The organism is Pseudomonas sp. PIC25 (genome assembly GCF_002286785.1).
Taxonomy (GTDB): Bacteria; Pseudomonadota; Gammaproteobacteria; order Pseudomonadales; family Pseudomonadaceae; genus Pseudomonas_M.
Window position 1 is genome coordinate 21,096 of record NZ_MUJY01000077.1, and the last position, 10,699, is coordinate 31,794.

Genomic DNA, 10,699 nt, shown 5'->3' on the forward strand with positions numbered 1-10,699 from the left:
GACCGCAGGCATCCGCCGGGCTGCGTGGCGGGCAACGCGCGTGCGACCGAGGGGTGTGCCTGGAAATTCATCGCCATGGCAGGACCTGCGCTCTCTACTGTTCTTGTTATCAGAAGTTGTCGTATGTCGTCATATGACATGACTCGATTATCAACAGCACGACAGCGTTGTCAACGCAAAAGAGTCAGAAAAGTCCTATGTCTTCACCGAGGCGGCTTGCCCCATCAAGTGAGGGGAATCGCTTCGCCCTCACGCCTTTCGGCTCGCTCTAATCCCGCGAGTCCGGCGTGAAAGCAGCGAGATAGAGGGCTATGCGCGGAGCGGCAGGCACAACCCCTATCCTCTGAAGCAAGGCCTTCCCGGCGATCCGACTCGGTTTGGACACAGATCATCACCTTTGTTGTATGACGTCTTATAAGATGCGTGATTCTGTCGCAGTCGTTTTCCACGAAAAATTGACGAGAATCATTATCAGATGAGTTTCGTCTCTCTACGCTCCCTGTCCATACACGACAACGGAGACCCACCCCATGCGAATCGCCCCCCTGCCCCTCGCCCTCGTTCTGCTCGCACCGCTGGCCCAGGCCAAGGAATACCCCATCGGAGAACCCCAGCAATGCGGCGGCCTGGAGGTCGGGGCGGTGTACCTGCAGCCGATCGAGATGGAACCGGCCGGCCTGATGCGCCCCGCCACCGAATCGGACGTGCACCTGGAAGCCGACATCAGCGCCACCGAGAACAACCCCAACGGCTTCCAGGAAGGCAGCTTCGTGCCCAACCTGCGCATCGCCTTCGAGTTGCGCAAGGAAGGCAGCGCCGAGGCGCTGACCGGCGACTTCCACGCCATGGTCGCCAGCGACGGCCCGCACTACGGCGACAACGTCAAGCTGCTCGGCCCAGGCCGCTATACCCTGACCTACACCATCCTGCCGCCGGGCGGCGAACACGGCATGTTCGGCCGCCATGTGGACCGCGAGACCGGTGTCGCGCCCTGGTTCGAGCGCTGCGAGCTGCGCTACGAGTTCACCTACGCCGGCATCGGCAAGAAAGGCGGTTACTGAGTATGCCGCGCCTCTCCGCCCTCCTGCTGCTGACGGCCCTGGCGGGTAGCGCCCAGGCGGGCCTGCCTACTTATGTACTGAGCGTTCGCGACGGCCACTTCACCCCCGCCACGATCGAGGTGCCGGCGGGGCAGCGTTTCAAGATCGAAGTGCACAACGACGGCGAAGGCCCTATCGAGTTCGAAAGCACGCCGCTGAGGGTGGAGAAGGTGCTGTCCCCCGGCGCGCGCTCGTTCGTCGTCATCCATCCGCTCAAACCCGGTCGCTATCCGTTCTTCGACGAGTTCCACATGGACCTCCCGGAGGGCGAGATCATCGCCCGCTGACAGGAGGCCCCATGGGTCAGTCGCTGTTCATCGTCTGGCGCGAAAGCGTCGAGGCCCTGCTGGTCATCGGCATCCTCTACGCCTGGCTGCGCCGCCAGCCGGACAACCGTCGGGCACTGGTGCTGCTCTGGGGCGGGGTCGGGCTCGGGCTGGTGTTCTCGGCCCTGCTCGCCCTGCTCATCCTGCGCGCCGGGGAATGGCTCGCGGGCAGCGCCGGCGAGTGGTTCCAGGCCGCCCTGGTACTGGTCGCCAGCGGCCTGATCCTGCAGATGGTCGGCTGGATGCACCGCCACGGCCGGCAATTGCGCGACAGCCTGATCGCCGGCGCCAACGCAGGCCTGAGCCAGCGCGGCGGGCTCGGTCTGCTGGTGCTGGCGCTGATCGCCGTGGGCCGCGAAGGCAGCGAAACCGTGGTGTTTCTCTATGGCATCGGCGCCCAGCAACAGGGCCTCGACCTGGGCCGCTTCGCCCTTGGCGGCCTGCTCGGGTTCGTCCTGGCGGTGGCGACCTTCGCGGCGTTGCAACTGGGTAGCCGGCTGCTGTCCTGGCGGCGCTTCTTCCAGCTCAGCGAGACCCTGCTCCTGCTGCTCGGCGCCGCTCTGCTGATGGCAGGGCTGGACCGGGTCAGCGGCCAGTTGATGGGCATGGACCTGCCGGAAGTGGCCTACAGCCTGCTCGGCGAAGCGCTGTGGGACAGCTCGGCCACCCTGGATGACGGCTCCGGCGTCGGTGCCGTTCTGGCCGGGTTCACCGGCTACCGGGCCATGCCTTCTCCCGCCGCGGTGGGTTTGATGGCCGCGTACTGGATGCTGGTCTGGCTCTGGTTGTGGCGGCCGCAACCGGCGCTGGCGAGGGTCAGCCCGGCATGAACGCTTCCCTGGCGCGGCTCGGCGACGCCATGCGGCGTCACGCTGGGGTCATCCGTGCCCTGCAATGGTCGGTGGTGACGTTCTACGCGGTGCTGCTGGTGATCCCCGCCCTGCTGCCGCTACCGGCGGCGCACAGTGGGTTGCTGGACAACCTCACGCTGTTCGCCCAGTTCGTCTTCTGGGGGCTCTGGTGGCCGTTCGTCCTGGTCTCGGTGGTGCTCTTCGGCCGCCTCTGGTGCGGCGTGCTCTGCCCGGAAGGCTCGCTCAGCGAATGGGCCAGCCGGCGCGGTCTCGGCCGGGGCACGCCACGCTGGATGCGCTGGGGCGGCTGGCCGACCCTGGCGTTCATCCTCACCACCGTCTACGGCCAGTTGATCAGCGTCTACGACTACGCCCAGGCCGCGCTGCTGATTCTTGGCGGCTCCACCCTCGCGGCGATGCTGGTGGGCTTCCTCTATGGGCGCGGCAAGCGCATCTGGTGCCGCTACCTGTGCCCGGTGAGCGGGGTGTTCGGCCTGCTCGCCAAGCTGGCGCCGGTGCATTTCCGCGTCGACGAGCAACGCTGGCGAGAGAACCCACCGCCGCACCTGCCACCGCCCAACTGCGCCCCGCTGCTGGACATCCGCCGCATGCGCGGCGCCTCGGACTGCCACGCCTGCGGACGTTGCAGCGGCCAGCGCGGCGCGGTCAGCCTGGCCCTGCGCTCGCCGAACCAGGAGATCATCCATGTCGAGCGCCATCGCGACGACGCTTCGTGCGGCGGCCCGTCGATGCCGTCCCCCTGGGACGTGCGTCTGCTGCTGTTCGGGGTGATCGGCCTGGCCATAGGCGCCTTCCAATGGACGGTCAGCCCCTGGTTCATCGACCTCAAGCAGACCCTCGCCACCTGGCTGGTGGAACGCGACCTGTTCTGGCCCCTGGAAGCCAACGCGCCCTGGTGGCTGCTGACCCACTACCCGCAGGTCAACGACACTTTCAACTGGCTGGATGGCGCGCTCATTCTCGTCTACCTGCTCGGCACCGGGCTGTTCCTGGGTGGCGCACTGAGCCTGCTGCTGCGCGCCGCCGCGATGCTGGCCGGACGGCCGCCGCTGTTCCGCCAACTGGCGCTGAGCCTCACGCCCCTCGGTGCCGCCGGGCTGTTCCTCGGGCTCTCATCCACCACCGTCAAACTGCTGCGCTTCGAAGGGGTGCCCCTGGACTGGGTGCAACCGACCCGCGCCGCCCTGCTGGCCGGCGCCATCGCCTGGAGCCTGTGGCTTGGCTGGCAGGTGCTGCGCGGCGAGCGCCTGTCCGCCCGACGCACGCTGACTGCCTTTGCCTGTCTGCTGCCGGCGGTAGGGTTGGTGGGCTATGGGTGGTGGTTACAGTTCTGGGGCTGGGTCTGAGAGGCCTGTTCAAGGTCTCGCGAGCTAAAGCCATGCAAGGCCTCGGCGGCCACGAAACGCAGCAGGGCCGACGCGCAGCGGACATTGAACAGGGTCTGATGAGGTACCCCGTCCGGGGAATGGAGTACCTCCCCCCTAGCCCTTAGGCTGAGAACACTCCCATCGGACCAGGCTGCGACGTGATACAGGCCCCGGAAACCCGCGAAATCATTCTTCTCCACCCACTGTTCAGGCATCTGCGTCGGGAGGACCAGGCACGCCTGCTCGATGCTGCCCACGAGCAGCGCCACGCCAACGAGGTAATGCTGCTGCATCAGGGTCAGGAGGCCGAGCGCTTCTTCCTGGTGCTCAGCGGGCGGGTGAAACTGTTCCGCATCTCGGCGGACGGGCAGGAAAAGGTGGTGGAGATCATCCAGGCCGGGCAGACCTTCGCCGAAGCGGTGATGTTCATGCAGCACGCGGTCTACCCGGTGTGCGCACAGACTCTCGGCCCGGTGCACATGATCAGCTTTCCCAATCGGATGATGCTGCAGATTCTCAGCGAGCATCCGCAGACCTGCCTGCACCTGCTCGGCCACCTCAGCGTGCGCCTGCACCAGCGCCTCGGCGAGCTGGAAACGCTAACCTTGCAGAACGCCACACAGCGCTTCGCCCTGTACCTGATCCAGCGTCTGGAAAACCGTGCGGTGGAAAGTGCCGAGATCGACCTGTTGCTGCCCAAGCGGCTGGTCGCGGCGCGGCTGTCGATGCAGCCGGAAACCCTCTCGCGGATCATGGCGCGGCTGCGCCAGGCCGGGCTCATCGAGAGCCGCGGGCGACGCATCCGCATCCCCAGCGTCGGGCGGCTGCTCGACGAGTTCAGCGAAAGCCGGGAAATCAGCCTCCGCGCAGTATGAACTGAGGAAACAGCGCTTCCAGTTGCTCCCACAGCTCACGCTGTTCCAGCGGCGGCGGTGCCCAGGGCAGGCTATCGTCGAGCATGCGCGCGGTACGCACCCATTGCACGGCGAAGCGCTCCACCCCCGTTTCACGCAGGCGCAGGGCCAGCCGCCAGAGCCGGTCGGCGTCGAACAGATGCCAATGCACGGTGGTGCGGCATTCGTAATCCACGCCGCTGGCGAGCAGGTGATCCAGGCTGCGCCAGTTGGCCGCGCCGCTGCCGGCCACGCCGGTGACCCGCTCGGCATCCTCGGGCAGCGCCTTGACGTCGAACCCCACCCAGTCGGCCAGTTTCACGACGCGGGCGAACGGCTTGGGTTTCACCCCGGCGCTGTGCAGGCCGATGCGGAAACCCAGGGCGCGCACCTGTTCGATGGCCTCGGGCAAGGTTTTCTGCAAGGTCGGCTCACCGCCGCTGAACACCACGGCGTCGAGCAACCCCTGGCGGCTGCGCAGGAAATCCAGCACCGCGTCCCAGGCATGTTCCTGCTCGCCACGCGCCGGGATCAGTTGCGGGTTATGGCAGTAACGGCAGCGCCAGGCGCAGCCCTGGCAGAACAGCACGCAGGCCAGATGACCGGGGAAATCCAGGGTGGTCAGGGGGACCATCCCCCCGACCCTCAACATCGCACCCACTTCAGCGCGCCAGGCCCGCCGCGCATTCGGTGAAATGCTGGCGCTCGCGGTGCTCGGACTGCTTGCCCGGATTGAAGGCCGCGACCGGGCGGTGATAGCCCATCACCCGGGTCCACACTTCGCAACGCTGACGCTGCTCCTGGGGCAGTTGGATGGCTTGGTTCATGGGTCTTGCTCCTTCTGTTGGTGGTAAATCAGTTGTGTTGCCGTTGGGCGGATGAATCCACTTCCATGAGCAGCCTTTGCAGAAGCCAGCTCTGCTGGCGAACGCTTCGCGAGCAAAGCTCGCTCCTACAAGAGCCCGGGTAAGGGCGAATTCACTCGCTCCAATTCACCTCGCCGGGCGAATAAACTCTCCCCTACGGCACCGAACCCTTTCTGTGGGAGCGAATTCATTCGCGATGGCCGGCAGGCCCCTTTTCGCGGATGAATCCGCTCCTACAAAGAGCCGGGCAGCCGCACCCAGGGCGAATTCATTCGCCCCTACGGCACCGAACCCTTTCTGTGGGAGCGAATTCATTCGCGATGGCCGGCAGGCCCTTTTCGCGGATGAATCCGCTCCTACAAAAGCACCGCTCACGCGCTACAGGTGCCGGTCGTGCAGGCTTGTTGGCGTTGCAACAAGGCTTCGTCGCACTTCGGACAGAACTCATGCTCGCCGGCCAGATAGCCATGCACCGGGCAGATCGAGAAGGTCGGCGTCACCGTCAGGTACGGCAGGCGGAAGCGGCTGAGTGCGGTACGCACCAGCTTCTTGCAGGCCTCCACCGAGGAAATCCGCTCGGCCATGTACAGGTGCAGCACGGTGCCGCCGGTGTACTTGCATTGCAGCTCGTCCTGCAGCACCAGCGCCTCGAAGGGGTCGTCGGTGAAGCCCACCGGCAGTTGCGAGGAGTTGGTGTAGTACGGCGCCTCGTCCGAGCCGGCCTGGAGGATGCCGGGGAAGCGCTTGCGGTCTTCCTTGGCGAAGCGGTATGTGGTGCCCTCCGCCGGCGTCGCCTCCAGGTTATAGAGGTGGCCGGTTTCCTCCTGGAAGCGCACCAGGGTCGCCCGCACATGGTCCAGCAATTCGAGGGCGAAGGCCCGACCCGCCTCGGTATGCATCCCCTCGCGGTCGGCGGTGAAGTTGCGCAGCATCTCGTGCAGGCCGTTCACGCCAACGGTGGAGAAATGGTTGCGCAACGTGCCCAGGTAACGCTTGGTGTAGGGATAAAGGCCGGCGTCCATGTGGTGCTGGATCACCTTGCGCTTCACCTCCAGGCTCTGCCGGGCCATTTCCAGCAGCTCGTCCAGGCGCCGGTAGAGTCCCTTGCGGTCGCCACAGAACAGATAGCCCAGTCGCGCGCAGTTGATCGTCACCACGCCGAGGGAGCCGGTCTGCTCGGCCGAGCCGAACAACCCGCCGCCGCGCTTGAGCAGTTCGCGAACGTCCAGTTGCAGGCGGCAGCACATGGAGCGCACCTGGTTGGGCTTCATGTCGGAATTGAGGAAGTTCTGGAAGTAAGGCAGGCCGTAGCGCGCCGTCATGTCGAAGAGGCGGTCGGCATTCTCGCTGTCCCAGGGGAAATCGTGGGTGATGTTGTAGGTAGGGATCGGGAAGGTGAACACCCGGCCGAGGGAATCGCCGGTCATCATCACCTCGATGTAAGCGCGGTTGATCAGCTCCATCTCGGCTTGCAGCTCGCCATAGGCGAATGGCATTTCCTCGCCGCCGATCACCGGAATCTGCTCGCGCAGGTCTTCCGGGCAGACCCAGTCGAAGGTCAGGTTGGTGAACGGCGTCTGGGTGCCCCAGCGCGACGGCACGTTGAGGTTGTAGATGAACTCCTGCAACGCCTGGCGCACTTCGTCGTAGCCCAGGCCATCCTTGCGCACGTAGGGCGCCAGGTAGGTGTCGAAGGAGCTGAACGCCTGGGCGCCGGCCCACTCGTTCTGCAGGGTGCCGAGGAAGTTGACCATTTGCCCCAGCGCACTGGAGAGGTGCTTCGGCGGCCCGGCCTCGACCCGGCCGGGAATGCCATTGAAACCTTCGTGGAGCAGGCTGCGCAGCGACCAGCCGGCACAGTAGCCGGCCAACATATCCAGGTCGTGGATGTGCATGTCCGCCTCGCGGTGCGCCTGGCCGATCTCCGGGCTGTATACCTCGTCCAGCCAGTAGTTGGCGGTGACCTTGCCGGATACGTTGAGAATCAGCCCGCCCAGGGAATAGCCCTGGTTGGCGTTGGCGCGCACCCGCCAGTCCTCGCGGGATAGGTATTCGTTCATCGACGCCGCCACGTCCACCAGCGCCTTGCGGTCGCGGCGCAGCCGGCCATGCCGCTCGCGGTAGACGATGTAGGCACGCGCCGTGGTGTAGTAACCGGCCTCCATCAGCACCCGCTCGACGCTGTTCTGCACCCGCTCCACATCCAGCTCACGGCGGTCGAGCAGACGTGCCAGCACCGCCTCGGCCAGATCGCCCGCCCGCGCCCCCTCGAACTCCCCGGTAACCTCCCCGGCCGCCGCGATGGCCCGGCGGATCTTCTCCAGATCGAAGGCAACCCAGCGGCCGTCGCGCTTGCGCAACGACTCGGGACGGAAGGATGGCAGGCCGGTCATATTTGTCTCCCTACACAACAGATGGTTTTACGCGATCACCAGGACCACAACATGTTGTGCAAGGTACTCGTCCAACCCCGTCCGGGAATTGACCGTGATCAAGACCGGCATAGGGATGCATTGGTCGGTTCCGGAGCCTCTGCAGCCGAAGATCGGCTTCACGGTCTAAGCTCAAGGATGCTTCCTAAGGGAGATTCAGCCGTGCTCAAACCCACTGCCCCAGGACGATATCCCGGACAGTCCAGCGGGTCGAGCCTTCCAACGATCGGGGCCACCGACCATGCATCGCTGGAGGAGATACTCGGTCAAGCCCTGCATACCGTACGCATGCACCTGAAGATGGAATTCGCCTTCATCTCCGAATTCCAGGGCGGCGTACGCATCTTTCGTTACGTGGACGGCCAGGACGGACCGCTTCCGTTGTGCGTCGGAGCGTCGGATCCTTTGGAAGAAAGCTATTGCCAGCGCATCGTTGACGGGCGTCTGCCGGAACTGATTCCGAACGCCGGACGACTGGCAGAGGCGCTGACCCTTCCGGTGACCCTCTCGTTTCCAGTGGGCGCGCACCTCAGCGTGCCTATCCGCTTCAGCGATGGCCGGCTCTACGGCACGTTCTGTTGCTTCAGCACCAAGCCAAACGACAACCTGAACGAGCACAACCTGGCTACCCTGCGCCTGTTCGCTGCATTCGCCGGACACTTGCTGGAGCGCCACGTCATGAGCAGGAAGGCCCATGAAGTGAAGACCGCCCGTATCACCTCGGTCATTGCCGAGCAGGCATTCCGGATCGTTTACCAGCCGATCATTCATGTCGTGCAGAGTCGAGTTGTCGGCTACGAGGCGTTGGCACGTTTCACCACCGAGCCCTTGCGCTCGCCGGATCGATGGCTCGACGACGCAGCCCAAGTCGGTCTTCAGCAACAGTTGGAAATCGCACTCATCAAAGAAGCCCTGAAGGGACTCGATCATTTCCCGGTGGATTGCTACGTCTCTCTCAACGTATCGCCGGAAACCATCCTGAGCGGGGCTGTCGCCAACACCCTGGCAAACTTCCCACTGAAGCGGATCATGCTGGAAGTAACCGAGCATGAACTGGTGACCGACTACGCCTTGATTGCCCGAACCCTCGAACCCCTGCGACAACAGGGGTTGCTCTTGGCCGTGGACGATGCCGGAGCCGGTTACGCCAGTTTCCGCCACATCCTCAAACTCAAGCCGGACGTGATCAAACTGGACAGCAGCCTTATCCACAACATCGACAGCAATAACGATTGTCGCGCCCTCGCTGCAGCGCTGATTCGCTTCGGCGAGGAAACCGGAAGCCGCATCGTCGCCGAAGGCGTGGAGACCGAAGGCGAACTCGCCATGCTCCGCCAGCTCAAGGTGAACAAAGCCCAGGGTTATCTGCTAGGTATTCCGGCACCGCTGGAAGACTACCGGTTCACCTGAGCGAAGCGCCCACCTTCCTCGTCAACGGTTGCCTGGTGTATATGAAGCGCTTCGACAGGTAGTCCAGGGGAACCGCATGCAGGTACTTTTCGTTCATGGCATGGGCCGAACACCGCTTTCAGGCTGGCCGTTACTCCGCCAATCGAGCTGAAGCCGATATTGCGAACCTGGCGAACGAATCCACAGCGGTCTAGTTCAACGCTCGTTAACTACTCCACGTCTCGATAAACGAATTAACGAAACGATATTCCTCAAACGAATCACCGCTTCGCTCATATCGCCAGCGAATGATCGAAACGACAGGATCGCCACCGAGTTACCGCTCATCAAGAAGGCCAGAACTCTCCCCAGCGGCCAACTTCCAACTCACTGAGGTGCGGAGTTAGATAGACGTTCCGCTTTTCCTCCCAACCAAAACGAATGTTGAGGAGAATTGTATGGCTGAAGATAAAGGCAAAATGAGTGTGGGCGAAGCCGGTCGCAAAGGAGGCGAAGCGACTTCCGATACTCATGGCAAAGAGTTCTACCAAGACATCGGCCAGAAAGGGGGAGAAGCGACCTCCGAAAGCCATGGCCGGGAGTTCTATCAGGAAATCGGCAGCAAGGGTGGCCAGAACAGCGGCGGTAATTTCGCCAACGATCCCGAGCGTGCCTCCGAAGCCGGCAGGAAAGGCGGCCAGGCCAGCGGAGGTAACTTCGCCAACGACCGCGAGCGCGCTTCCGAAGCCGGTCGCAAAGGCGGCGAGAACAGTCGCGGCGGCGGTCGCAACAGCTAAGTCCGTGGGCGGGGGCGGCAGCCTCCGCCCATATCCAAACGAATTTATCCTCGCAAATGGTCCGGCCACCCAGGAAAACAAAGGCCTCGCTATAAAACCCAGCAATACAGAACGAAGCGAGATTAGACATCGTGCGAAGAGTGCATACACTACTCGGACGGGTCTGAGAAATAGGCAGATATCGTGAAGGAACAGGGTAAAAACGACAGCACCCTCATCATTACCAGGGGCGGGAATGAAAAATGACTGATGCCTTGAAATTCGATATGGCCTGCCAAATCATCCAATCTTCTTTTTCTCCGTTGGGTTGCGAATGTAAAAGGACCGAAAACGATGGTATTTGCGTACGCCTGTACGACGATTCGAATACCACCCGCTTACTGGTAAAAAACATCGCCCCCGACAAACTCACGACCATCAGAAGCGTTTCGCAATTGGCGCTGGAAATAAAACAGGCGCTGGCTTCATCGACCATGCGGAACAAAGTGCGCGCGCGGTCAAGCGGATTGATGTGATCGCCTTCGGTTCGCTTGGTCGAATGAATTCGACCCTACAGGTGAGCAGAAACGCAGCCTTGGCCTCTATGTGGGAGCGAACTCATCGCGATAGCCGACAGGCCGCTTCGCGGATAAATCCGCTCCTACAGGTGCGGGCCAC

General features: G+C 63.5%; 11 protein-coding genes. 8 read left to right on the forward strand and 3 right to left on the reverse strand.

The window, feature by feature from the left end; translation table 11 throughout:
• Positions 1–530 precede the first annotated feature (530 nt).
• The 5 genes from BZL41_RS09390 (at position 531) to BZL41_RS09410 (ending at position 4,540) form a co-directional block, all read left to right on the forward strand.
• Positions 531–1,061 carry an iron transporter gene (locus BZL41_RS09390; RefSeq protein ID WP_095599048.1) on the forward strand — a complete coding sequence of 177 codons (531 nt, stop codon included), beginning with the start codon at positions 531–533 and terminating at the stop codon, positions 1,059–1,061.
• A gap of 2 nt (positions 1,062–1,063) precedes the next feature.
• Positions 1,064–1,387, forward strand: coding sequence for a cupredoxin domain-containing protein (locus tag BZL41_RS09395; protein WP_084338091.1), 324 nt, complete (start codon positions 1,064–1,066; stop codon positions 1,385–1,387).
• An 11-nt stretch (positions 1,388–1,398) separates the two neighbouring features.
• Entirely contained in the window at positions 1,399–2,256 is an 858-nt protein-coding gene (locus BZL41_RS09400; RefSeq protein WP_095599049.1) for an FTR1 family protein, read from the forward strand.
• Positions 2,253–3,644: a 4Fe-4S binding protein gene (locus tag BZL41_RS09405; protein ID WP_095599057.1), complete on the forward strand. Its 1,392-nt coding sequence runs from the start codon at positions 2,253–2,255 to the stop codon at positions 3,642–3,644. Before BZL41_RS09400 ends, BZL41_RS09405 begins: the two co-directional genes overlap by 4 nt.
• A gap of 179 nt (positions 3,645–3,823) precedes the next feature.
• On the forward strand, positions 3,824–4,540 hold the full coding sequence (locus BZL41_RS09410; RefSeq protein WP_095599050.1) for a Crp/Fnr family transcriptional regulator: 717 nt from the start codon (positions 3,824–3,826) through the stop codon (positions 4,538–4,540).
• Here BZL41_RS09410 and BZL41_RS09415 read toward each other — a convergent pair.
• The 3 genes from BZL41_RS09415 to BZL41_RS09425 all read right to left on the reverse strand — a co-directional run bounded on the left by BZL41_RS09415 (position 4,521) and on the right by BZL41_RS09425 (position 7,817).
• Positions 4,521–5,219, reverse strand: coding sequence for an anaerobic ribonucleoside-triphosphate reductase activating protein (locus BZL41_RS09415; RefSeq protein WP_256578114.1), 699 nt, complete (start codon positions 5,217–5,219; stop codon positions 4,521–4,523). The genes BZL41_RS09410 and BZL41_RS09415 overlap by 20 nt on opposite strands.
• A 1-nt stretch (position 5,220) precedes the next feature.
• Positions 5,221–5,385, reverse strand: a complete 165-nt coding sequence (gene nrdD, locus BZL41_RS09420; RefSeq protein WP_084338081.1) for an anaerobic ribonucleoside-triphosphate reductase — start codon at positions 5,383–5,385, stop codon at positions 5,221–5,223.
• Between the two features lie 410 nt (positions 5,386–5,795).
• Positions 5,796–7,817, reverse strand: coding sequence for a ribonucleoside triphosphate reductase (locus BZL41_RS09425; protein ID WP_095599052.1), 2,022 nt, complete (start codon positions 7,815–7,817; stop codon positions 5,796–5,798).
• 264 nt (positions 7,818–8,081) lie between these two features.
• On the opposite strand from BZL41_RS09425, the gene BZL41_RS09430 reads away from it, so the two are divergent.
• The 3 genes from BZL41_RS09430 to BZL41_RS09440 all read left to right on the forward strand — a co-directional run bounded on the left by BZL41_RS09430 (position 8,082) and on the right by BZL41_RS09440 (position 10,557).
• On the forward strand, positions 8,082–9,266 hold the full coding sequence (locus BZL41_RS09430; RefSeq protein ID WP_256578117.1) for an EAL domain-containing protein: 1,185 nt from the start codon (positions 8,082–8,084) through the stop codon (positions 9,264–9,266).
• Positions 9,267–9,703: 437 nt separating this feature from the next.
• Complete coding sequence (locus BZL41_RS29380; protein ID WP_095599054.1) at positions 9,704–10,042, forward strand: general stress protein; 339 nt, start codon at positions 9,704–9,706, stop codon at positions 10,040–10,042.
• Positions 10,043–10,284: 242 nt separating this feature from the next.
• Complete coding sequence (locus BZL41_RS09440; RefSeq protein WP_095599055.1) at positions 10,285–10,557, forward strand: DUF1652 domain-containing protein; 273 nt, start codon at positions 10,285–10,287, stop codon at positions 10,555–10,557.
• The last annotated feature ends 142 nt before the right edge of the window (positions 10,558–10,699 follow it).

Bases quoted from the DNA above. Each gene is read 5' to 3' on its own strand.
- BZL41_RS09390 (WP_095599048.1), top strand. From the start codon at position 531: ATGCGAATCGCCCCCCTGCCCCTCGCCCTCGTTCTGCTCGCACCGCTG.
- BZL41_RS09395 (WP_084338091.1), top strand. From the start codon at position 1,064: ATGCCGCGCCTCTCCGCCCTCCTGCTGCTGACGGCCCTGGCGGGTAGC.
- BZL41_RS09400 (WP_095599049.1), top strand. From the start codon at position 1,399: ATGGGTCAGTCGCTGTTCATCGTCTGGCGCGAAAGCGTCGAGGCCCTG.
- BZL41_RS09405 (WP_095599057.1), top strand. From the start codon at position 2,253: ATGAACGCTTCCCTGGCGCGGCTCGGCGACGCCATGCGGCGTCACGCT.
- nrdD (WP_084338081.1), bottom strand. From the start codon at position 5,385: ATGAACCAAGCCATCCAACTGCCCCAGGAGCAGCGTCAGCGTTGCGAA.
- BZL41_RS09425 (WP_095599052.1), bottom strand. From the start codon at position 7,817: ATGACCGGCCTGCCATCCTTCCGTCCCGAGTCGTTGCGCAAGCGCGAC.
- BZL41_RS29380 (WP_095599054.1), top strand. From the start codon at position 9,704: ATGGCTGAAGATAAAGGCAAAATGAGTGTGGGCGAAGCCGGTCGCAAA.
- BZL41_RS09440 (WP_095599055.1), top strand. From the start codon at position 10,285: ATGACTGATGCCTTGAAATTCGATATGGCCTGCCAAATCATCCAATCT.